The organism is Pseudomonas veronii, from assembly GCF_001439695.1.
In the GTDB taxonomy this organism is placed as follows: Bacteria; Pseudomonadota; Gammaproteobacteria; order Pseudomonadales; family Pseudomonadaceae; genus Aquipseudomonas; species Aquipseudomonas veronii.
On the sequence record NZ_JYLL01000014.1, the window covers coordinates 55,484 to 77,271 of the forward strand.

Sequence of the window (21,788 nt, forward strand, 5' to 3'; positions counted from 1 at the left end):
CCACCATGCATGCCGTGCCTTCCTCCACCGATACGATCCCTGGCAAAGTTCGGGGTGACTGGACGCCAATCAACTACGACCTGCGTGACACCTGGTTCCCGGTGTCCCATAGCCGCGACCTGGGTACCCGGCCCATTCGCCGGATCATTCATGCTCAGCCCTATTACCTGTGGCGCGACAACGGGCGTGCGGTGGCGGCCGAGTTTCACCCGCATTTCCCCCATAAAGAGCTGACACTCACAGCGTTTACCGGGGGACGGGGCTTTTATCCGCTGGTTGAGCGCTACGGGTACATCTGGGTCTGGTACGGTAATCCGGACGCTGCCGACATGCAGTTGCTCCCGCATATTCCGTTTCTACCCCAGGATGGCAGTCTTCCCGGTTACACCCAGCGAACCGTGCGGTTTGATGCGACCTCGGCGCTGTCGGTGGAAAACCTGATTGATCTGACCCATGCCGATTTCCTGCATGCCAATACCATTGGCGACGGTGTAAGCGAGTCGGACGTGGTGGAAGTGCAATGGACCTCCGAGACCGTGACTCGCACCCGTACCGTGGCGCAAAAGTCAGTGGCGCCGATCATGCGCTGGGTCGGCGGCGTGCGCGCCAGGTATCAGGATTTTCGCGCCGTGCTGCACATTCATCTACGCAGCAACGTATGCATCTCCTATCCGCGCTTTCGCCCCGGTTACGACGTGCCCAACCTGCAACCCTTCCTGCCGGTGGGCAAGCATCGCTCGCGGTGTGACGTCACCTTCAACACCACCGCTGCACCCGCACCTTTTCGTTATGTGATGCCGCGCATCAACTACATCATCCAGCCCCAGGACAACTCGGTGGTGCGCCCGCAGAACCAACGTTATTTCGAGGTCGACCCACGTCGCGACCTGCACTCGCGCTTCGATACGCCGGGTACCCGTTATCGCTACCAGATGGAGCAGTTGGCCGAACGCCAGCGCGCTGGCCAATTCACCTACGGCGGCGATGCTGAACCCGGGCGCGACATCACGGCCTTGCTCGGCATGAACGACTGACACCAATGTACGAGGAGTGCTGCAATGGATCTGGGTATTGGCGGACGTATTGCTCTGGTGTGCGCATCCTCTCGGGGACTTGGCAAAGCCTGTGCGCTGGCATTGGCGCAGGAGGGCTGTGAGGTGCTGATCAACGGCCGCGATGCCGAGAGCCTGGAACACACTGCGCAGGACATCTTGCGCAGCACCGGCCGGCTGCCGCGCACCGTGGTGGCCGACCTGTCCACCGCCGCCGGGCGACAGGCGCTGCTGGCTGCCTGTCCGGTGATGGATATTCTGGTGACCAACAACGGCGGGCCAGAGCCGGGTCGTCCGGAGGATTGGGATCATGCTGCCTGGCTGGCGGCCATTGAGGCCAACATGCTCTCGGGTATCCTGCTGATTCAGGCGGTGGTCGTTGGTATGCGTGCGCGAGGTTTCGGCCGTATCGTCAATATCACCTCGGCGATGGTTAAGTCGCCCCGGTTGCCATTGGGTTTGTCCACGGCGGCGCGTGCGGGGCTGACCGCTTTTTGCAAAGCTCTGTCGGTCGAGGTGGTGCGGGACAATGTGACGATCAACAATCTGCTGCCGGAGCGCATTGAGACGGACCGTCTGCGCTTTATGACCGAGCAACTGGCGGAACTTCGCCAGCTCAGTTTTGAGCAAGCACGGGTGGAAATGCTCAAGCCGATAGCCGCACGACGATTTGGCCAGCCGAGCGAACTGGCAGCGGCCTGCGCATTTCTCTGTTCGGCGCAAGCCGGCTATATCACCGGGCAAAATTTGCAGATCGACGGCGGCAGCTATGCCGGATTGATTTAGCCACCCCGGCGTTCTTTCCAGTCGGCGGGCGGCACTTCGCTGGCGTCGAAATCCAACTCCACTTCAACCCCATTGGGGTCCTGGATGAACAGCTGCCACGTGCGCTCGGCGCCGGGCGCACGGATCACTTTGAATCGCACGCCGTGCTCACTCAGGTGTTTCCACATCCTCTGCAAGCCCTGGGCATGAAACGCCATATGGTCAAGCACGCCACGTCGCGGCTCCGGCATTTGTGATACGCCCACCACATGCAGAACTGGTTGTTCCTGGGTGTACAGCCAGAATCCGGGAACCGGGAAGGGCGGGCGTGGCCCCTCCACCAACCCGAGTACTCCAACATAGAAATTTCGTGTCGCCTCCAGTTGGTCGGAGACGATGGTGAAGTGGTCCATGCGCAGGATCATCGCAACGCCCTTAATCGGCTTTTAGTGATATTTAGACGAATTGTTATTTATTGTTCATATTCATGCTTATGATTCTATATTCGGAATACTAATCTATCTATGGAATTTATCGCCGATCGCTTAGGGTAACGCCATGGATTCGTTCTGCAGCTCTGCTGCAAAACGCTAAGCGCAGAAGAAGACAGGTGCTGAATGAGCCAGGCAATCCTCGAAGGAATTCGCGTCATCAGTCTGTGTTCCGGCATTGCCGGATCTGCCGCTGGCATGCATCTTTGCGAAGCGGGTGCCGAAGTGGTGATGATCGAGCCACCCGCCAACCGTGCCAGAGAGAAACAGGCGCTGTTTGCTGTGCTTAACCGTGGCAAACGAAGTGTCATCCTCTGCCTGGAAAATGCCGCAGATCGCCAGCAACTGAACTCGTTGCTAGCCAGCGCCGATGTGCTGCTGCATGACTTCACCCCCGCGGTAGCGCAGGCCCATGGTCTGGCAGACGCGCAGCTCACTGCAGACTTCCCTCGATTGGTTATCTCAGCGATCAGCGGCTGGCCCCATCGGCATGCACTGGCGAATTCCATTCCCCGGGAAACGCTTATCCTGGCGCGCCTGGGCCTGTTGGACGAACAGCCGGCGCATCGCCCCGGCCCGGTGTTCGTACGCATGCCATTTGCCAATTGGCTGGCCAGCTGGCTGTGTGTGGTCGGGGTGATGGCGCGGTTACTGGCGCGCGACCGTGACGGCTGCGGCGGCATCGCTCATACGAGTTTGGCTCAGGCAGCCTTGGTGCCAATGACCATGCATTGGAACCGCGCACAAACACCGACCCCGGCCTTTGCCAAAGGTCTGGATAAACACATTCCAATTCCATTGCACCAGTGCGCTGATGGCCGCTGGTTGCATGTGCATTATTCGCCGGACAAATCCCCTTGGATGGCCGCGGCACTCAGTGAGTTCGGCGAAACCGAAGTGGCTCGCTTGAACGCGCTGTGGCCATCGAGCCATGTGGCGCCAAACTTCGGCGCCAACAAGGCGATCATTGCCACACGGTCGGCACAGGAATGGGTCGAGCATTTCTGGCAGCACGACGTTGCTGCGCAAATTGCCGCTCCATTTGGCGATATCTACTTCGACGAACAAGCACGCCTGAATGGCTATGTGGTTGAAGTCGACGATGTGCAGTTGGGCAAAACACTGCAACCAGGCCCTGCCTGGCAGGTGCAGCCACCCGCACGAGTTGGCGGTAGCGCACCTCTGGCAGGTGAGGGGAACGCCGGACTGTCTGGCGCCGATGCTGTGATCCCTTCGCAACTGCCCAGGTCGAGTCCGGCGCCCTTGCCTCCGCTGCACGGTCTGAAAGTACTGGATCTGGGCGCCTATCTGGCCGGGCCGTTTGCCTGCATGTTGCTGGCGGACCTGGGGGCAGAAGTCATTAAAATCGAGGCGCCCAAGGGCGATGCCATGCGCCGCCTGGAGCGGATTTTCAGCGGTACCCAGCGTGGCAAATTGGGCGTCGCGTTGCAGTTGGGCGATCGGCAGACCGAGCCCGCCGTAGAGGCGTTGGCACGTTGGGCCGATGTGGTACACCACAACATGCGGCTTCCCGCCGCACGCAAGCTCAAGGTCGACTACGAGAGCCTCAAAGCGCTCAACCCGCAGCTGGTGTATTGCCATGTCAGTGCCTACGGACCGACCGGACCGCGCACGGATTGGCCGGGCTTTGACCAACTGATGCAGGCCTCTTGCGGCTGGGAAGTCGAGCAGGGCGGTGAGGGCCAGGCGCCCATGTGGCTGCGCTTCGGCGTGGGTGATTTTTTTGCCGGTCTGTCCTCGCTCTACGCCTTGCTCCTGGGGTTGTATGAGCGCAACCGCAGTGGCGTCGGACAAATGGTCAGCTCGTCATTGCTGGGCGCCACGATGCTGTCGATGAGCGAAGCGGTGGTGCTGGAAGACGGCAGCCTCACACCAATCGATCATTTGGACGCGCAACAGACCGGTCTGAGTGATGCCCATCGTTTGTATCGGTGTAGCGATTCCTGGCTGGTGGTGGCAGCGCTGCAACCGGATGAGGTGCAACGTTTCGAGAGGCTGGTGGATGATCAGCCCGAAACCTGGTTTGCCGATCAGACCCGGCAAGCGGCGCTCGCCTCATTGGTCGCAGCGCAGGTTCCTGCACAGGCAGTGCTGGAAGCGCAGATGGATGCCTTTCTCGACAGCCCCGAACACGCCGAAGCGGGTCTGCACGCTCATTACTCACATGCTGTTTACGGTGACCTGCAACAGATCGGCGCGTTCTGGGACTTCGGCAACTTGCCGTTATCGCTGCAGCGTCCGCCACCCGCCCTCGGCCAACATACCCGGCAAGTTCTGGAAGGCCTCGGCTTTACCGGCAGCGAGCTCGAACGATTGGCCTCGGTTGGCCTGGTGGCGCTGTAACGGTGGGCCTATTGCCCGACAGGATTTTTCGACAAGCACAAGGAATACCCATGTACGAGTTGGATTTCAGCGGTAAAACCGTGCTGGTAGTTGGCGGGTCCAGTGGCATCGGCAATGGCATTGCGCAGAACTTTCGCCTGCGCGGTGCCGAGGTGCATGTCTGGGGTACGCGTGCCTCGGCGGCGGCCTATAACGACTCACCTGACTCTAATCTTGAAGGCCTGCATTACGCCCAGGTAGACGTCGCGGATGCGGCATTGATCGAAGGGGTCTGTGTGCCATTCACCCGCCTGGATGTGTTGGTGCAGGCACAAGGCACGGTGCTCTACGACCGTCAGGAATTTCTCACCGAGGGTTTCAAGCGAGTACTCGACGTCAACCTCACCAGCCTGATGGTGTGCGCGCAGAAATTTCACCCACTGCTGATGCAGGCCAAGGGTTCGATGATCACTGTCAGCTCCGCTGCCGCCTTCCACTCCACGCGTGGCAACCCGGCCTACAACGCCTCGAAAACCGGTGCTTTCGGACTGACTCGCACCCTGGCCGAAGCCTGGGCACGTGACGGCATCCGGGTGAATGGCATTGCCCCCGGTTTGGTGGAAACCAAGCTGACGCGGGTGACCACCAGCAACCCCAAGCGCCTCGAAGGCGCATTGCGCGCCATTCCTCAAGGGCGCTTGGGCACGCCCCAGGACATGGCCAACGTGGCCCTGTTCCTTGCCTCGCCGCTGGCCAGCTATGTGCTCGGCCAAACCCTGTTGGTCGACGGCGGCATGCTGCTGGCCTGATCGCTATTTGCTAGGAGACACACCATGGCCTGGGACTTTCAGACCGACCCCGAGATACAGGCGGAACTGGATTGGATCGAGCAGTTTGTACGGGAGGAAGTCGAGCCCCTCGATCATGTGCTGGGCAGCCCGTGGAATATCCACGATCCGTTGTTCAAGCAACTGGTCAAACCGCTGCAAGCGCAGGTGAAGGCTCGCAAGTTGTGGGCGTGTCACCTGGGCCCGGAACTGGGCGGGGCAGGGTATGGCCAGGTGCGCCTGGCATTGATCAATGAAATTCTCGGCCGCTCGCTGTTCGGCCCGATTGTGTTTGGCTGCCAGGCCCCCGATTCAGGCAACGGGGAAATCCTCGCCCATTACGGCACCCCGGCGCAGAAGCAGCGCTACCTGCAACCGTTGCTCGATGGCGATATCGTGTCCTGCTTCGCCATGACCGAGCCGCAAGGTGGCGCGGATCCTGCCGTGTTCACCACCGAAGCGGTGCGCGATGGCGATGACTGGCTGCTGAACGGCGAAAAATGGTTCGCCTCCAATGCCCGCTACGCAGCGTTCTATATCGTGATGGCGGTCACTGATAAAAGCGTATCGGTGTATGAAGGCATGTCGATGTTCATCGTCGCCGCTGACGCGCCCGGGGTGAGCATTATCCGTAACGTCGGTATCGCCGATGACCCCGCCGCCACCCATGCTTACCTGTCATTCGACAAGGTGCGAGTGCCTGCGGGCGACATGCTCGGTGCGCCCGGCCAGGCATTTGTCGTGGCTCAGGTGCGGCTCGGTGGTGGCCGCGTGCACCATGCCATGCGGGTGATCGGCCAGGCGCAAAAAGCCCTTGATGCACTCTGTGAACGATCCCTGTCGCGTAGTACCCAGGGCAGCCGCCTGGCGGACAAGCAGATGGTCCAGGAAAAAATTGCCGATTCGTGGATCGAACTGGAGCAGTTTCGCTTGCTGGTGATGCGTACGGCGTGGCGCATCGATCAGTATCAGGACTACAAGCGGGTGCGCAAGGACATCGCTGCGGTGAAAGCCGCCATGCCCAAGGTGTTGCATGACATCGCCGCGCGCGCCCTGCATGTACATGGCTCGTTAGGGGTATGCGAAGAAATGCCGTTTACCGGGTACATCGTCCGCTCCTTCCAGATGGGGCTGGCCGACGGGCCCACCGAAGTGCACAAAGTCACGGTGGCCAAACAGCTGCTGCGCGACTATCAGCCCTGCGACGAGTTGTTCCCCGATTACCATCGGCCCACCGCCGCGGCCCGCGCCCGGGAAAAATACGCCGGCGTGCTGGCCAGTCTCGGCGAGCGCGACGTATGAACGATTGGCAGGATCTGGTCGACCTCGAGCGCCTGGCCGACTGGATGGACACCCAAGACCTGGAAAGTGGCCCGATCAAGGCTGCGGTACGTTTAGCCGGCGGCACGCAGAATCTGCTGCTGCGCTTTCGGCGAGGCGTGCGTGAATTCGTGTTGCGCCGGCCTTCCCTGGAACTGCGCGAAGTCGGCGGTAAAACCATCGTCCGTGAAGCGCGCCTGCTCAAGGTATTGGCCGGATCGCAAGTGCCCCATGCCGGTTTGATCGCCGACTGTACTGACCAGGCCGTTCTGGGCTCCAGTTTTTATTTAATGGAACCAGTGCAGGGCTTCAACCCCAATAGCGCCGCAGGATTGCCAGCACCCCATGCTGAACGGCCGGCGCTGCGCAGGCGCATGGGCTTTGCCATGGTGGATGCGCTATTGCGTCTGGGCGACATTGACTACCAGGCGGTGGAGCTGGCGGACTTTGGCCGCCCGGACGGTTTTCATCAGCGTCAGGTCTCACGCTGGCTGGCACACTTGGACAGCGTCAAAGACTACCCCGGTTGGCCGGGGGCGAGCAGCCTGCCGGGACTTGCACGTTTGGCCAATTGGCTGAGCGATCATTGCCCGCAGCAGTTTGAGGCCGGTATTCAACATGGCGACTTTCACCTGTCCAACGTCATGTTCCGGCATGACTGCGGGGAGTTGGCCGCGGTCGTCGATTGGGAGCTGGCGACCATCGGTGATCCGTTGCTCGACCTTGCCTGGCTGGTGGTCACCTGGCCCTGTGCCGACGGTCGTGGTGCCGGCACCATCGAAGTGCATCCCTGGGACGGCTTTTGCAGCAGCGACGAACTGGTCGCCCATTACCACGCCGGCAGCTCGCGCTCGTTGGCGGACTTCACCTGGTACCTGGTGTTGGCGGGTTTCAAACTCGGCATCTTTCTCGAAGTCAGTTACGCCCGTGCGTGTGCGGGTAAAGCCTCGATGGTCACGGGTGAAAAACACCACGCCTCAGCGTTGCATCTATTCGCTACGGCGTTGCAGCGCATCGATCAAACCGCCTGATAACCAGAGGGAAAGCCCATGCAACTGGCCGGTAAACGAATCATCGTCACGGGAGGCGCCAGGGGTATCGGCGCGGCAGTGGTCAAAGCATTTGTGGAGGAGGGAGCCTATGTCGTCAGCCTCGACCTGGGCGAAGCCGCCTTGATGACGGGGGACGGTGGCGGGTGGGCGCATACACGAGTCTGCGATATCGCTGACAGCCAATCCGTGGATGCCGCTTTCGCCTGGGCCAACGAACGGCTCAATGGTCTGGATGTGCTGGTACATGCTGCGGGTATCGCGCCGAATGCCAGTGCCGACAGCATCACGCTGGACGAGTGGGAAAAAGTCTTTGCGGTGAATACCCGTGGCACATTCCTGACCAACCGCGCGGCCTATGAGCTGCTGAAGGGCAGCGGTGGGCGGATCATCAACTTCGCCTCTGCGGCAGGCGTCATCGGACAGCCCGGCAAAGCCCATTACGCGGCCAGCAAGGGGGCGGTGCTGGCGTGGACGCGCACGGTGGCGCGGGAATGGGGCCCCTTGGGCATTACCGTCAACGCTATCGCCCCGGCGATGTGGACGCCGATGTACGAGGCGACTCGCGCGAGCATGAGCACCGAGCAATTGCAGCAGCACGATGCCTACATGACAAGGCAAGTGCCCATCGGCGGACAGCTGGGTGAACCGACCCGGGATCTGGCGCCTGTGCTGGTATTTCTTGCCGGAGACGGTTCGCGATTTGTCACCGGGCAAACGTTGATGATTGATGGCGGCATGCTGATGCTCAGTTGAGTTGAAGGTGGGGCGCCTGGCGCCTCTCCTAGCGACCGCGGATCAACTGCAAAAACTCCTGGCGGGTGTTGTACGACTCGCGGAACGCGCCGAGCATTACCGAGGTGCTCATCACCGAGTTCTGCTTCTCCACACCGCGCATCATCATGCACATGTGTTTTGCCTCGATCACTACCGCCACTCCGGCGGCATCGGTCACTAGGGAAATCGCGTCGGCAATCTGCCGTGTCAGGTTTTCCTGAATCTGCAAACGGCGAGCGAACATATCGACAATGCGGGCCACTTTCGACAGCCCCAGCACCTTACCAGTGGGAATATAGGCGACATGGGCCTTGCCAATAAACGGCAGGAGGTGGTGTTCGCAGAGTGAGTACAGTTCGATGTCACGGACGATGACCATCTCATCGTTGTCCGATTCAAACAACGCGCCGTTGACGATCTGTTCGAGGCTTTGCTGATAGCCATGACACAGGTACTGCATGGCTTTCGCCGCGCGTTTTGGCGTGTCCAGCAAGCCTTCTCGCTCTGGATCTTCGCCCACTCCGTGAAGAATCTCCCGGTAGTTTCTGGCCAGCTCTTCGTTCATGGGTCGACCTTATTGTTTTAGCCAACTTCCCGGGCGGCATCGCATGCAACCCGGGTCCTGGCACCTGGCCCAGGGCCGGGATATTTACAGTTGAGTGATGGCGATTTTGCCGGTGACCTGGCTGGCATCGTGAAACGTGACACTCGGACCATTACGCCATTGCTCAAGCAATTGCGCCTGGCGCTTTTCGGCGTGGCCGAGGAAACGCTCTTTCACCGGACCATAACCGCGAACGCTGTCTGGCAACTCCGCCAACTCCTGAGCAAGGCTCAGCTTGTCGGCCGTCAAGCCAGTGAGTACTTCATCGAGGACGCGTTCGTAACTGGCCAGCCAGTTGCGTTCCACCTTGCGTTCATGGGTACGACCGAACGGATCAAGCCAGGTATTACGCAGGAACTTGAGCCTGGCCAGCAGCTTGAAGCCTTGCAGCATCCACGGGCCGAAGCTGCGTTTTTTCGGTTCGCGACCGGAGCCGTTATCGTTCAGCAGCGGTGGTGCCAGGTGGAAGCGCAGGCGGTAGTCGCCCTCGAAGCCGGCCTGGATTTTTTCCAGGAATTGTCCATCGGTAAACAGGCGCGCCACTTCGTATTCATCCTTGATCGCCAGCACTTTGAAGTAATATCGGGCGACACTCGCCGACAGCTTGCCGGGTTGTCCGAACAGTGCGGTTTCCGCCTTGATGAATTGCTCGACACGAAACCGGTAGCGTTGGGCATAGGCGTAGTTCTGGTACGCAGTGAGAAACTCCATGCGCCGTGCCAGCGTTTCTTCCAGGCTTTGCGACAGTAAGCGGTCCGGGCTTTGCACCTTGCCGGCTTCCAGTTTGCGTAAAACCCGTGGCAAGTCATGGGCGCTGCACCGGCCCCAGTCAAAGGCCGAGAGGTTGAAGGGCACCGCGGTGCCGTTCAGTTCGATGGCCTGTAGCAGCGCCGCTTTACCCACCGGCAACCAGCCTTTCTGGTAGGCATAGCCGAGCATGAAGGTGTTCGTGGCTATCGAATCACCCAACAACGCCGTGGCAATTTTGCTGGCGTCGACAAAGTCCGCCTGGTCGGAGCCCACTGCTTCGACAATTTGTGCCGACATGCTCTGGGTCTGGAATTTCGGGTCCGGGTGTTTGAGCAAATCACCACTTTCCGCTTGCTGGGCGAAGGTGCGCACAAAAGCGCTGGTAATGCTTTCCTCGCTGTTGACCACGGCATGGGTGACGCCGTGACGCAGCTTGGACAAGGTTTCGGTGTTGGCACTGACCACCAGGTCGCAACCCAGCAGCAAGCCCGCTTCACCCTCGGCAATCCGCGGTGCAAACAATTGTTCCTGGTGCGCGGCGATGCGGATGTGCGACCACACCGCGCCGCCTTTTTGCGCCATGCCGGCCATGTCCAGATTGAGCGTGCCTTTACCTTCGATGAACGCCGCCATCCCCAGCAGGGCACCGATGGTCACCACGCCCGTACCGCCCACGCCAGTGATCAGGATGCTGTAAGGCTCATCCAGCGCGACGGTCGCGGGCGTCGGCAAATCCCACACGTCATCCTTCGCGGCCGCCAAGGCCTTGGGTTTGCGCAAGGTGCCACCTTCGACCGTGACAAAACTCGGGCAAAAACCGTTGAGACACGTGAAGTCTTTGTTGCAAGAGGACTGGTCGATTTCACGCTTGCGGCCGAACTCGGTTTCCACCGCCACCACCGACATACAGTTGGATTTGCTGCTGCAATCGCCACAGCCTTCACACACTGCTTCATTGATTACGACACGGCGTGCCGGATCCGGAAACTTGCCGCGCTTGCGACGCCGACGCTTTTCCGCAGCGCAGGTCTGGTCATAGATGATTGCGGATACGCCCTGGAACTGGCGCAGCTGTTCCTGCACTTCGTCCATCTGGTCGCGACGCAGCACCGGCACGCCGTCTGCCAGATCATGGATGTGCTGATACTTCTCGACATCTTCGCTGACCACCACCACACGCTGCACGCCTTCTGCAACGAGTTGCCGGCTGATTTGCGCCACGCTGAGGCTGCCGTCCACTGGTTGGCCGCCGGTCATGGCCACGGCGTCGTTGTAGAGAATCTTGTAGGTGATCTGCACCTTGGCCGCGATGGCAGCCCGAATCGCGAGAATGCCGGAGTGGAAATAGGTTCCGTCACCGAGGTTGGCGAACACATGTTGAGTAGTGGTAAACGGTGCCTGGCCGATCCACGCCACGCCTTCGCCCCCCATCTGACTGAACGTCTGGGTCTGCGGGTAGATCCAGGCGGCCATGTAATGGCAGCCGATGCCGGCCAATGCGCGACTGCCCTGCGGGACTTTGGTCGAGGTGTTGTGCGGGCAACCGGAACAGTAGTGGGGCACGCGTTCCATCAGGTTACTGAACTGGTCTTTGCTCGCCAATTGCGCATCCAGCACCGCCAGGCGCACTTGCAGCGGGCCACTTTGATGCAGGCGCAAAATGCGTTTGGCCAGCGCCCGGGCGATCATAGCCGGGGTCAGGTCGTTGATGGCGGGTAGCAACCAACCCGTGTGCGGCAGGCTCCACTCACCCTTGTCGTCAAACTTGCCGACGATGCGCGGGCGCACATCCTCGCGCCAGTTGTAGAGTTCTTCCTTCAACTGGTACTCGATCATGTGGCGTTTTTCTTCCACCACCACGATTTCTTCCAGGCCCTCGGCGAACTGCCGGACGCCTTCAGCCTCCAGCGGCCAAACCATGCCGACCTTGTAGACCCGCAGGCCAATCTGCTGGGCGAGTGTTTCGTCGATGCCGAGGATTTTCAGTGCCTGGCAAACGTCGAGGTACGATTTGCCTGACGTGATGATGCCGATGCGCGCTTTCGCTGAGTCCATCACGACACGGTCGAGGCGGTTGGCCCGTGCATAGGCGAGGGCAGCATATAGCTTGTGTTCCAGCAGGCGCTGTTCCTGTGCCAGGGGCGGGTCCGGCCAACGGATATTCAAGCCACCTTCGGGCAGCGGGATATCGGGAATGATCGGTTGTACGCGATGAATGTCGATGTCGACGACGGCCGCGCTCTCTACGGTATCGGCCACCGCCTTGAGGGCGACCCAGCAGCCGGAATAGCGCGACATGGCCCAGCCATGCATGCCGTAGTCGAGGTATTCCTGCACCCCCGATGGCGCCAGCACCGGCATCATCACCGCTTTGAAAATGTGTTCGGTCTGGTGCGGTAGCGAGGAGGAGCGTGCGCCATGGTCGTCGCCGGCAATGGCCAGCACGCCGCCAAATTTCGAGGTGCCGGCGGCGTTGGCGTGGCGGAACACATCGCCGCAGCGATCGACGCCCGGACCCTTGCCGTACCACATGCCAAACACGCCATCGTAGGTGGCGCCTTCGAAGAGATTGACCTGTTGCGTACCCCAGATTGAGGTAGCAGCGAGGTCTTCGTTCATGCCTGGATGGAACACCGTGTGGTGTTCCTTGAGGTAGTCGCGCGCCTTCCACAATGCCTGGTCGAAACCACCCAGCGGCGAGCCACGGTACCCGGAAATAAAACCGGCGGTATTCAAGCCATTGGCCAGATCGCGTTGGCGCTGCATCAGCGGCAGACGCACCAGCGCCTGAATCCCGGTGAGCAAAACTTTTCCAGTGTGCTGGACGTACTTGTCATCCAGAGACGGGGGCGCACTCATGTTCATCCTCCAGGCTTTATTGTCATGGCGGCGCCAGGAGAGCGGCGTTGCCTAGTTATTGGCTGGAGTCTAGGGAGCAGTTTTGCCATCGTAAAATCACAAAAACAATGGGGCGGTATCGGATATTCAAATACCGCAACGCACACTGTTCTTCACGCTGTTGTAGATAAAGCCGGTTATCGGTCTGGTGTCATTTCACCTTGTTTCGGGCTTGATATCCCCACAGAAAATATCCACGTTGCCATCGGCCGGAGTGGTCCTTATTACTAAGTAATATCCACCAGAAAGCAGCTCTGCCAGCGTCACTGGCGCACTTCGTGAATAGGTCCAGCCGCGCGTTGCAGAAATGCGATTGGTGTTGATCCGGTCATTCATTGCATAGGCGACAGTCCCGGGGCGCTCGCAGCTGCCTTTGTTGATAAAGGTGTAGAGATTCAAGGGCCGAAGGGTGCCGCTTGGAACTCCACTGACGACAAAGGAAAACGCTGTCTCATTGCCCTGAACGGCCAGCGTTGCATTGGCGATCTGACCGCCGTTGCGTGGTGTAGCGTTCAAGGGAACAGTCACTGTCTGGCTTGATGAAGTCGTACAGCCGACGATCATCGCAGCGGCTAGGAGTGTCGCTGTCCGGGTTCCCGATTTCATGGTCACCTCCTGTACTCAAAAAGTACGATCCAGGACCTTTGAGTATAGGTCGGGAGTATTTGACCAATACCAAAATGCATTTCAGCAATACTCCCAATCGTTGTCTCGAACCTCCCCGTCCCGTCTACTTCAGTCCATACCGAAAGCCCACAGACGAGCGCTCATTGGCGCGGTCCAGACGGCCCAACGCTTCGGCTGCCAACAACAATAAAAAGTAATGGGAGTGTTGATGATCGACGCAAAGCTAAAGCCGTTAAGCCTGGCTGTCTGGTTCAGCGTGACCGGGTGTGCCTTGACTGTTGGCGCTGTGCAGGCCGCCGAGTTTGATACCGGCAATCCGGACTGGACCGCGCGCTGGGACAACACCGTACGTTACAACCTGGGCATACGGGCCGAGGGGCGCGACTCCGCGTTGGCCAATAACGCCAGCTACGACGAGTCCGACGCCAAGTTTGATCGGGGCGATGTGGTGACCAATCGTGTCGATTTGATGAGCGAAATGGAGGTCGCGTACAAGCAGTACAACGGCTTTCGCATCAGCGGCGCTGGCTGGTACGACCAGGCATATGAAAACACTGATGTCGAAACCAGCCCCGGCAATGTTTACTACCCAGGTGCGTTCCCCGGTACCAGCACGCCGAGCTACAACAACGGTAAATACTCCAGCTTCACCAAACGCTATCACCGTGGCCCTAGCGGCGAGTTGCTGGACGCCTTTGCGTTTACCCGCTTCGACCTGGGTGAGATTCCGGTCAGCGTGCGTGCCGGCCGGCATACCGTGTACTGGGGCAACGGCCTGCTGATTGCCGGGCATGCGGTGTCCTACTCGCAAGCACCGTTGGATGGGCGCAAGGCGGTGAGCAACCCTGGTACCGAGACCCGTGAAATCTTCCTGCCGCTGACGCAGATTTCAACCCAGGCTCAGGTCACCGACAAGTTGTCGCTGGCAGCGCAATACTTCTTCGAATGGGACACCACGCGCGCGCCTGAAGGCGGTACCTATCTGGCCTCCGCCGACGTCGCCCTGGAAGGGCCGGACCGTTTGCCATTGTTCAGCGGTGTTTCGCGGCCGTTGATTGATCCGGTCAAACCCAAGGACAGGGGCAACTGGGGCGTGATGGGCACCTACAGCTTCGACTTCCTGCATTCGGAGGTCAGCGCGTTCTATCGCGAGTTCGATGACTACAACCCGTGGGGCCTGCAAGTAGCGCCGACCTTCGCCCGTTACGTGTACGCCGAGAACGTCAAGCTCTATGGCCTGGGTTACTCCGCAGGTCCGGTATTGGGCGGAGGTTCCCTCGGCGTCGACCTGTCGTATCGCCAGAACACCTCGCTGGTCTCCAGCAACATCAGCACTGCCGACAATCAGGGCGCTCGCGGTGACACGTGGCACATGGTGGTCAACGGCCTGTGGTTGCTGCCGCGCACCGATTACTTCGACACCGGCAGCCTGATCACCGAAATGGCGTTCAGTCATGTGCAACGGGTGACCAAGCACGAGGAACTGTTCAAAGGAGAAGGCTATGGCGGCTGCCCGGCGGGGCAGGACAAGCATTACGGCTGCGCTACCAAGAACTATGTCGGCCTGGCCGTTAGCTTTGCGCCGCAATGGCTTGGGGTGTTCCCTGGCTGGAATATTTCCACGCCCATGAGTGTGGATTACGGCGTCAACGGCAATGCCGCCACGGGCGGTGGCAACGAAGGCAAATACACCTGGAAAGCAGGTGTGAAGGGCACCTACGACGAGCGCGTCGACGTGACTCTGTCGTACATCGGCTACGGCAGCGAACGCAAATATGCAGACGTTGCCGGCGTCGGAAAAACCGTCGTCGGGGGCACCGGCGACGTCGGCCTGACCGACCGCAACTGGGTCTCGCTGACCCTCAGCACTGCGTTCTGAGCCGCGCCTGAACTGCAATGCAGTGATCACCGGACTCGGCGATCACCCATCTGAATGGAGAACGTTATGACGGTTAATGCATATGCGATGGGCCTTGTGGCCATTGCTTTGGCGGGGGCGGCTGTGGCCGATGAGGGCGCTACCACCGCCGACCTGGGCGGTAAGCTCACGAGCTTTGGCGCGATTGTGGCGGGTAACGCGGCAGGCACTATTCCGCCCTACGACGGTGGCCTGAAAGTGCCCGCAGGGCTGGTGCCCGGCGACGGCAACTGGCCCAACCCGTTTGCCAATGAAAAACCCCGCTTGCGCATTACGGCGGCTAACGCCGACCAGTACGCCGACCAATTGGCGGCCGGACAGCTGCAACTGCTCAAGCAGAACCCCGACACTTATTATCTTGAGGTGTACCCCACCCACAGGACGGCAACCTTTCCGGCGAATTTCCTGGCAGCCACCCAGCGCAACGCCAGCCGCAAGGACTGCAAAACCGAGAACGACGGGCTGTCGATCAGCGAAGGGTGCCGGGGCGGCCTGCCATTCCCGCTGCCGCGAGATGGCCGGGAATTGATGTGGAACTACATCCTCAACTATCAGGGCGTGAATGGCTGGGACTGGAACCACAGTGCCTACGTGGTTAATGAAGGCCACGCGACGCTAACCAACACCAATCGGTCCACCGGCGAAAAACCCTTCTACCAGATGGATGTTCCCGGGCGTGATCCGAAAATCGCCCAGCGTATCTGGTCGCGCATCGTCGCGCCGGCCCGTACGGCCGGCCAGGCATCCGGGTATTGGGATTATCTCGACCCGGTCGCCGACTCCCGCTACGCCTGGAGCTACAGCACCGGCCAGCGCCGCGTGCGCAAGGCTCCGGAATTCAACTACGACACCCCCAACTCGGCGTTCGGCGGGGTGGCGTTCTACGACGAAATCTTCCTGTTCTCCGGAAAGATGGACCGTTTCGACTGGAAGCTGGTGGGTAAAAAGGAAATGTTCATCCCCTACAGCAACTACACGCTGAAATGGGGTTGCGACATGGACAAGAAACTCATGCCCAAACACATCAATCCCGCGTGTGAACGCTGGGAACTGCACCGTGTCTGGGTGGTGGAAGCGACCCGCAAGGACGGCGTCCGCCACGCGCAGAAAAAACGCCGCTACTACATCGACGAGGACACCTTTGGTGCTGCGGTCTACGACGCCTGGGACGACAGCGGCGCGCTGTTCCGTACCGGCTCGCAATACAACATCGAGGCGTATGGCATTCCCAATAACCCGCAACAGGATTCCTACTCGTTGTACGACTTCACCCGTGACCAGTACGGCATGTTCGGCAACGGCCCGACGCGCTACCGCCAGGAACCGGTCGCCGAGCGTGAAGCCAATCCGCAGACCATTGCCGGTGGCCAGACCCGCTGACCTCATGCTCCTTTTCGGCGCTTGTCACAGGCGCCGATTTTTTTATCCGTCCCGAGACCCTTTTATGAGCGAGATTGTGCAACGTTTAGACGGCAAGGTCTGCGTCATCACAGGCGCCGGCAGTGGCATCGGCCGCGCCTCGGCACTGCGTTTTGCCCGGGAGGGCGCCACGGTAGTGGTCACCGACCTTTTCGCCGAATCGGCGCAGGCCGTGGCAGCTGAAATAGGTGCCAAGGCAATGGCCATGCAAGTGGATGTTGGTGAGGAAGGCGCCTTGCGGGAGATGGTCGAGCAGACTGTCGAGACCTTCGGTCGTATCGACGTGTTGTTCAATAACGCCGTGTACAGAAACCCGGCCACCACCCGCGATATCGACTTCATCAACTTCAACACCGAGCTGTTCCACAACTGCATGCGGGTCAACGTGTTGGGTGGCGTGTTGGCGTGCAAATACGCCTTGCCGCACATGCTCGCCCAGGGCAGCGGTTCGATTCTGTTCACCTCGTCCACCAGCTCGATTGCCGGCGAAATTTCTCAGTTCAGCTACGGCGCCTCCAAGGCCGCGCTCAACTGGTACGTGCAAAGCATTGCCGCCACCTTTGGCAAACGCGGCATTCGTTGCAACGGCATCCTGCCGGGAGTGATTCGCACGCCAGCCATGGAAAGTTGGGCCAACGAGGCGATGAAGTCGGCCTTTCTCGACCTGCAAAACGTACCGCAACTGGGCGAGCCGGAAGACATCGCCGCCATGGCCGCTTTCCTCGCCAGCGACGACGCCGCCTATGTCAACGGGACGCTGATGCGCGTGGACGGCGGTATGAGTTGCGGCACACCGATGGTGCCGGTGGTGCGCAACTTCCTGCTGCCTCAAACCTCGGTCTGATCCCGATCCATTCACTGCACTGGAGCCCGTTTCATGGCACTCGAACAGGAACGCTTCATCCTCGACATGCTGGCCGCCTGGGGCGATGGCAGCGACGGCAGCCGCCCCGATATCGAACGCATCATGGCCACCTTCGCCGACGACGCCGTCTGGCAACTGTGGGTGCCCGGTGGTCCCGTGATCCGGGGGCGCGATGCGTTACGCCGGGAGATAGAGCGACAGATGAGTTATGTCACGCATAACCGTTGCACCACGCGCCACATCGTCTCTTCGGAGCGCGTGGTGATGACCGAACGCGACGATTACTGCGTCAGCAACGGCGTCCCCATGCCGCACTCGATGGTGGCGGTGTATGAGCTGGACGAACACGGACTGATCTGTGCCTGGCGCGAGTACCTGGACACCGCCGACCTGGCGAAGAAAAAGGGCGTGCCGCTGGAGCAGGTAGGCGGGCCGAACGCTGGTAGCACCAGCACCCATTGAGAGCGGCGCTGGACATCAGCGCCTGAGGAAGACCCCGTATGCCAACAACAATAAATACGACTGTTGATTCGGTCGAAGAAAAGCTGCGCACCTTTGTCGAAGGGCTGCTGGGCGGAAACATCACGGCCATGCAACGCCTGCTGCGCTGGCGTCCGGCGTGGAACCTTGAACTGCAACGCGATGGCGAAACCCTTCAATTGCATATTCGTGGCGAGCGAGGTGGTGATGTCAGCCCATTCCCGGATCTGCGCCGGGAGGCGGATATTCTCACCTTGCTCGGCCAGCAAGGTGTGCCGGTGCCGCGTATCTACGGCTTCTGCGAAGACCCGCAAGCCATCGTGATGGAGTTAGTGCCGGGCAGTCGTGATATCAGCACGGCGATCAGTGATGCCGAGCGCCATGCTGTCGCACGCCAGTGGGTCGACGCCATGGCGCGCATGCACCAATTGCCGTTGCAACCCTTCATTGAGCAGGGCATTCACCTGCCGACCAGTGCCGAGGACATTACCCTCGCAGGTCTGGAAGCTTACTACCCGCTGTATGCACGCAATAAAACCAGGCCTCAGCCGCTGGTTGAATTCGCCCTCGGCTGGTTGCGCCGCAATGTGCCGCAGCACCGTATCCGGCCTGCTTTCGTGCAGTACGATTCAGGGCAATATCTGTTCGAGAGCGGACAGGTACAGGGTCTCTACGATTTCGAATTTGCCATGATCGGCGATCCCTTGGCCGACCTGGCGTCGGCGCGCATGCGTGACAATTACGAGCCGCTCGGGGACAGCTTCGCCGCCCTGTATCGCTACTACCAGCAAGTAACCGGCGAACCGGCGGAGCCCGATGTGGTGCGTTACCACACGGCACTGTTTGCCACCGTCAGCACGATGCAGTTCTCGGCGTCGGTGGCCACGCCACAACCGGGCGACCCACATGACACCTACACCGAGTTTGACATCGCCCTGCGCCGGGTGGTGGTGCATGCGCTGGCCGAAGCCATGGGTGTGCCTCTGCAAACGCCGAAACTGGACATGGTCAGCAGCGGCCCGAATGCCCAGTTGCTGACCATGCTCGCCGATGCCCTGGCGCAGGTGGAAGTCGGCAGTGACTTCCAGAAAACCAAGCTGCGCGCCGTGAGCAAACTGGTGGAGTACCTGGGCCGTGGCGATGCCATGGAATTGCACTTGCGCGAGCTGGAACAACAGGAGGCGCAAGTCCTGCTGGACCGCACCTTCAGTGACTACAGCGAGATTGATGCAGCGCTGGAAGCCTTTGTCAAAAGCGCCGGGCCTGAATACGACGGGCCTTTGCTGCGCCTGTTCATGGCGCACATCGAGCGGCGCGTCCTGGTCTACGGCAGCACCGCCATTGGCGCCTCCGCCCGCCACATCGACCTGCCACCCGTGGCCTGACAGGGTGAAACCTTTCTCGCCCGGTGGCTGGTCGCCGGGCCTTCGTATTCGGAGTGTTTATGTCTGTTCCTGATAATGCCTTCCTGCATCGGTATGGTCCGTGGGCGGTGATTGCCGGTGCCTCCCATGGTGTGGGCGCGGCGTTTGCCCGTGCCCTCGCCGAGCGTAGCCTCAACTGCGTCCTGGTGGCGCGCCGTGGCGACGCCCTGGCGCAATTGAAAGGCGAATTGGAGCAACGTTACGCCATCGAAGTGCTGGTGGTAATCCAGGACCTTTCTCAGCCCGATGCCTGTGAGCGATTGCTCGCGGCTGTCGGTGAACGTCAAGTTGGTCTGTTTATCTACAACGCGGGTGGCGATCCCTACATCACGCGCTTCCTCGATACCTCGACCGAGGACTGGGGCGCGTTGCTGCGCCTCAATTGCTTGACCGTGATGCAATGCAGCCATGCCTTTGGTGCCGCGATGCTGGAGCGCGGGCAGGGCGGCTTGCTGTTGGTGGGTTCCCAGGCTGCATTGGGGGGTATTCGCAAACTGGCGATGTACACCGCCACCAAAGGGTTTGCGCTGAACCTCGGCGAATCGTTATGGGCGGAGTGGAAAGACCGTGGCGTCGACGTGCTCAATTTGGTCATCGGCACTGTCGACACACCCACCATGCGCGATGCCATGGTCAAACTGAACATTGCCGACGCCCTGACCATGACCTTGCCCAAAGCAGATGACTTGGCGCTTCTGGCGCTTGAGCAACTGGGTAATGGCCCGACGCTGATTCACCCCGAAGACACCCTTGTTCAGGTCGAGACCGCACCTGGCCCGGCACGTCGTGCCCAGGTACTGAGCAAGAGCGCGCAAGCGGCTGTGTTTATTGGCAACGACTGAGGTCACACACCATGAAAGGCTTTGATAACGCAGAATTCAAACGCGGCTGGCGGGTGCTGATTCTGGCGCTGGTGGGCGTTGCCACCAGTTCCAGTTCGTTGCTGCTGTACAGCTTCAGCTCCATGGTGATTCCGCTGGAACAGGCCATGGGCTGGGGCAGGGCGGAGTTGCAGGCGGCGATCACCGCGTTATCGCTGGGCACCATCGTCGCGTCGCAATTGGCCGGCTGGCTCAACTCGCGCTACGGCTTGCGCCGGGTCACGTTGCTGTCGCTGCTCGCGTTGTCCCTGAGTGTCTTCACCCTGACCTGTATCAATGGCTCGATCTGGACCCTCTACCTTGGCTTTTTCCTGGTGCCGCTAGCCGGGCTGGGTACGTTGCAGGTGACCTGGTCGCACCTGGTGAACTTGTGGTTCGAGGAAAACCGTGGTCTGGCGCTGGCGATCATCCTCAGTGGCTCCGGACTGGCGGCCATCATGCTTCCGCTGATCACCGCCTGGGCGATCAGCCGGTGGAATTGGCAGGCGGGATTCCTCGCGCTGGGTGTATTGCCGGTGCTGCTGGCGTTGCCCTTGGCCTTACGCTGGTTGTTGCCGACCACCAATGTCAGCCACAACTCGACGCAACTCCCCGCCACCAGCGAACAAACCGGCGGTCTACTGCTGCGCGAGGCGATGCGCTCCTGGCGTTTCTGGGTGTGCAACCTGTCGATGACGTTGGTGGTGTCGTGCGTGGTGGGCATGGTCACCAACATTGTGCCGTTGCTGCAGGACCGTGGCCTGAGCGCCCTGCAGGCCAGTCAGATTTTCGCCAGCTTCGGCGTGTCGCTGATCCTTGGCCGACTATTGGTGGGCTACCTGATTGACCGGTTGTGGGCGCCCGGTGTTGCCTCTGTCGCGCTGCTGATGCCGGCATTTGCCTGCGGCATTTTTGCCTATGGGGATTCCAGTATTGCGATGTACACCCTCGCCACGTTGCTGGTCGGCGTGGGTGCCGGTGCCGAGTTCGATATCGCTGCTTTCCTGATCGCCCGTTACTTCGGCATGCGCGACTACGGCCGCTTGTTTGGCGCGCACCTGGGCTTGATTACCGCAGGTGCGGCGATCTCGCCGTTACTGTTCGCCGGGTTGTTCAAGCTCACCGGTGGCTACTCGGCCATGCTGCTGTTCAGTTTTATCTGCTTTGTCGTCGGCCCATTGCTGCTGCTGACATTGGGTGGGTATCCGCGATATCAGTCCGAGCCATTAGTTGCCAGTTAGAGAAGCTGCCGAAGTAAATATAGACAAATAACAGAATAATGTTCAATTATTGCCTCGAGTGCAGCCTGACAATAAAAC

General features: G+C 60.3%; 18 protein-coding genes. 14 read left to right on the forward strand and 4 right to left on the reverse strand.

What is annotated here, in order from left to right; translation table 11 throughout:
* Positions 1-5: 5 nt before the first annotated feature.
* Both TU80_RS17975 and TU80_RS17980 read left to right on the forward strand, forming a co-directional pair.
* Positions 6-1,034 carry an aromatic ring-hydroxylating oxygenase subunit alpha gene (locus TU80_RS17975; protein ID WP_057005026.1) on the forward strand — a complete coding sequence of 343 codons (1,029 nt, stop codon included), beginning with the start codon at positions 6-8 and terminating at the stop codon, positions 1,032-1,034.
* Positions 1,035-1,058: 24 nt separating this feature from the next.
* On the forward strand, positions 1,059-1,838 hold the full coding sequence (locus TU80_RS17980) for an SDR family oxidoreductase (RefSeq protein WP_057005027.1): 780 nt from the start codon (positions 1,059-1,061) through the stop codon (positions 1,836-1,838).
* On the opposite strand, the gene TU80_RS17985 is transcribed toward TU80_RS17980, so the two are convergent.
* Positions 1,835-2,242 (reverse strand): VOC family protein, encoded by a 408-nt coding sequence (locus tag TU80_RS17985; protein WP_057005028.1) that lies wholly within the window; start codon positions 2,240-2,242, stop codon positions 1,835-1,837. The genes TU80_RS17980 and TU80_RS17985 overlap by 4 nt on opposite strands.
* A 192-nt stretch (positions 2,243-2,434) precedes the next feature.
* Here TU80_RS17985 and TU80_RS17990 point away from each other — a divergent pair, with 192 nt between their 5' ends.
* The 5 genes from TU80_RS17990 to TU80_RS18010 are packed head-to-tail and all read left to right on the forward strand — an operon-like array spanning position 2,435 to position 8,603.
* Positions 2,435-4,672: a CoA transferase gene (locus tag TU80_RS17990; protein ID WP_057005029.1), complete on the forward strand. Its 2,238-nt coding sequence runs from the start codon at positions 2,435-2,437 to the stop codon at positions 4,670-4,672.
* A gap of 50 nt (positions 4,673-4,722) precedes the next feature.
* Positions 4,723-5,460, forward strand: a complete 738-nt coding sequence (locus tag TU80_RS17995; protein WP_057005030.1) for an SDR family NAD(P)-dependent oxidoreductase — start codon at positions 4,723-4,725, stop codon at positions 5,458-5,460.
* Between the two features lie 24 nt (positions 5,461-5,484).
* Positions 5,485-6,780 carry an acyl-CoA dehydrogenase family protein gene (locus tag TU80_RS18000; protein WP_057005031.1) on the forward strand — a complete coding sequence of 432 codons (1,296 nt, stop codon included), beginning with the start codon at positions 5,485-5,487 and terminating at the stop codon, positions 6,778-6,780.
* The gene (locus TU80_RS18005; RefSeq protein ID WP_057005032.1) at positions 6,777-7,829 is read left to right on the forward strand and encodes a phosphotransferase family protein; all 1,053 of its coding nucleotides are present in this window, start codon (positions 6,777-6,779) and stop codon (positions 7,827-7,829) included. Before TU80_RS18000 ends, TU80_RS18005 begins: the two co-directional genes overlap by 4 nt.
* An 18-nt stretch (positions 7,830-7,847) precedes the next feature.
* Complete coding sequence (locus TU80_RS18010; RefSeq protein ID WP_057005033.1) at positions 7,848-8,603, forward strand: SDR family NAD(P)-dependent oxidoreductase; 756 nt, start codon at positions 7,848-7,850, stop codon at positions 8,601-8,603.
* A gap of 28 nt (positions 8,604-8,631) precedes the next feature.
* Here TU80_RS18010 and folE read toward each other — a convergent pair whose 3' ends face one another.
* The 3 genes from folE to TU80_RS31755 form a co-directional block, all read right to left on the reverse strand.
* Entirely contained in the window at positions 8,632-9,189 is a 558-nt protein-coding gene (folE, locus tag TU80_RS18015; protein WP_057005034.1) for a GTP cyclohydrolase I FolE, read from the reverse strand.
* Between the two features lie 84 nt (positions 9,190-9,273).
* Positions 9,274-12,837 carry an indolepyruvate ferredoxin oxidoreductase family protein gene (locus tag TU80_RS18020; RefSeq protein ID WP_057005035.1) on the reverse strand — a complete coding sequence of 1,188 codons (3,564 nt, stop codon included), beginning with the start codon at positions 12,835-12,837 and terminating at the stop codon, positions 9,274-9,276.
* Between the two features lie 195 nt (positions 12,838-13,032).
* A complete protein-coding gene (locus TU80_RS31755; protein WP_082643857.1) occupies positions 13,033-13,482 on the reverse strand; it encodes a hypothetical protein in 450 nt (149 codons plus the stop codon).
* Positions 13,483-13,711: 229 nt separating this feature from the next.
* Here TU80_RS31755 and TU80_RS18025 point away from each other — a divergent pair, with 229 nt between their 5' ends.
* From TU80_RS18025 to TU80_RS18055, 7 genes are all read left to right on the forward strand, one after another.
* Complete coding sequence (locus TU80_RS18025) at positions 13,712-15,382, forward strand: DUF1302 domain-containing protein (RefSeq protein ID WP_090234955.1); 1,671 nt, start codon at positions 13,712-13,714, stop codon at positions 15,380-15,382.
* 66 nt (positions 15,383-15,448) lie between these two features.
* Positions 15,449-16,801 (forward strand): DUF1329 domain-containing protein, encoded by a 1,353-nt coding sequence (locus tag TU80_RS18030; protein ID WP_057005036.1) that lies wholly within the window; start codon positions 15,449-15,451, stop codon positions 16,799-16,801.
* A 64-nt stretch (positions 16,802-16,865) separates the two neighbouring features.
* Entirely contained in the window at positions 16,866-17,684 is an 819-nt protein-coding gene (locus tag TU80_RS18035) for an SDR family NAD(P)-dependent oxidoreductase (RefSeq protein ID WP_020300832.1), read from the forward strand.
* Positions 17,685-17,717: 33 nt separating this feature from the next.
* On the forward strand, positions 17,718-18,167 hold the full coding sequence (locus TU80_RS18040) for a nuclear transport factor 2 family protein (protein ID WP_020300831.1): 450 nt from the start codon (positions 17,718-17,720) through the stop codon (positions 18,165-18,167).
* Between the two features lie 38 nt (positions 18,168-18,205).
* The gene (locus tag TU80_RS18045; protein WP_057005037.1) at positions 18,206-19,570 is read left to right on the forward strand and encodes a phosphotransferase family protein; all 1,365 of its coding nucleotides are present in this window, start codon (positions 18,206-18,208) and stop codon (positions 19,568-19,570) included.
* Between the two features lie 59 nt (positions 19,571-19,629).
* Complete coding sequence (locus TU80_RS18050) at positions 19,630-20,451, forward strand: SDR family NAD(P)-dependent oxidoreductase (RefSeq protein WP_020300829.1); 822 nt, start codon at positions 19,630-19,632, stop codon at positions 20,449-20,451.
* Between the two features lie 11 nt (positions 20,452-20,462).
* A complete protein-coding gene (locus TU80_RS18055; protein ID WP_020300828.1) occupies positions 20,463-21,710 on the forward strand; it encodes an MFS transporter in 1,248 nt (415 codons plus the stop codon).
* Positions 21,711-21,788 lie beyond the last annotated feature (78 nt).

Bases quoted from the DNA above. Each gene is read 5' to 3' on its own strand.
- TU80_RS18025 (WP_090234955.1), top strand. From the start codon at position 13,712: ATGATCGACGCAAAGCTAAAGCCGTTAAGCCTGGCTGTCTGGTTCAGC.
- TU80_RS18055 (WP_020300828.1), top strand. From the start codon at position 20,463: ATGAAAGGCTTTGATAACGCAGAATTCAAACGCGGCTGGCGGGTGCTG.
- TU80_RS18005 (WP_057005032.1), top strand. From the start codon at position 6,777: ATGAACGATTGGCAGGATCTGGTCGACCTCGAGCGCCTGGCCGACTGG.
- TU80_RS18035 (WP_020300832.1), top strand. From the start codon at position 16,866: ATGAGCGAGATTGTGCAACGTTTAGACGGCAAGGTCTGCGTCATCACA.
- TU80_RS18045 (WP_057005037.1), top strand. From the start codon at position 18,206: ATGCCAACAACAATAAATACGACTGTTGATTCGGTCGAAGAAAAGCTG.
- TU80_RS18050 (WP_020300829.1), top strand. From the start codon at position 19,630: ATGTCTGTTCCTGATAATGCCTTCCTGCATCGGTATGGTCCGTGGGCG.
- TU80_RS17995 (WP_057005030.1), top strand. From the start codon at position 4,723: ATGTACGAGTTGGATTTCAGCGGTAAAACCGTGCTGGTAGTTGGCGGG.
- TU80_RS18040 (WP_020300831.1), top strand. From the start codon at position 17,718: ATGGCACTCGAACAGGAACGCTTCATCCTCGACATGCTGGCCGCCTGG.
- TU80_RS18020 (WP_057005035.1), bottom strand. From the start codon at position 12,837: ATGAGTGCGCCCCCGTCTCTGGATGACAAGTACGTCCAGCACACTGGA.
- TU80_RS17990 (WP_057005029.1), top strand. From the start codon at position 2,435: ATGAGCCAGGCAATCCTCGAAGGAATTCGCGTCATCAGTCTGTGTTCC.
- TU80_RS17975 (WP_057005026.1), top strand. From the start codon at position 6: ATGCATGCCGTGCCTTCCTCCACCGATACGATCCCTGGCAAAGTTCGG.
- TU80_RS18030 (WP_057005036.1), top strand. From the start codon at position 15,449: ATGACGGTTAATGCATATGCGATGGGCCTTGTGGCCATTGCTTTGGCG.
- TU80_RS17985 (WP_057005028.1), bottom strand. From the start codon at position 2,242: ATGATCCTGCGCATGGACCACTTCACCATCGTCTCCGACCAACTGGAG.
- TU80_RS18010 (WP_057005033.1), top strand. From the start codon at position 7,848: ATGCAACTGGCCGGTAAACGAATCATCGTCACGGGAGGCGCCAGGGGT.
- TU80_RS17980 (WP_057005027.1), top strand. From the start codon at position 1,059: ATGGATCTGGGTATTGGCGGACGTATTGCTCTGGTGTGCGCATCCTCT.
- TU80_RS31755 (WP_082643857.1), bottom strand. From the start codon at position 13,482: ATGAAATCGGGAACCCGGACAGCGACACTCCTAGCCGCTGCGATGATC.
- folE (WP_057005034.1), bottom strand. From the start codon at position 9,189: ATGAACGAAGAGCTGGCCAGAAACTACCGGGAGATTCTTCACGGAGTG.
- TU80_RS18000 (WP_057005031.1), top strand. From the start codon at position 5,485: ATGGCCTGGGACTTTCAGACCGACCCCGAGATACAGGCGGAACTGGAT.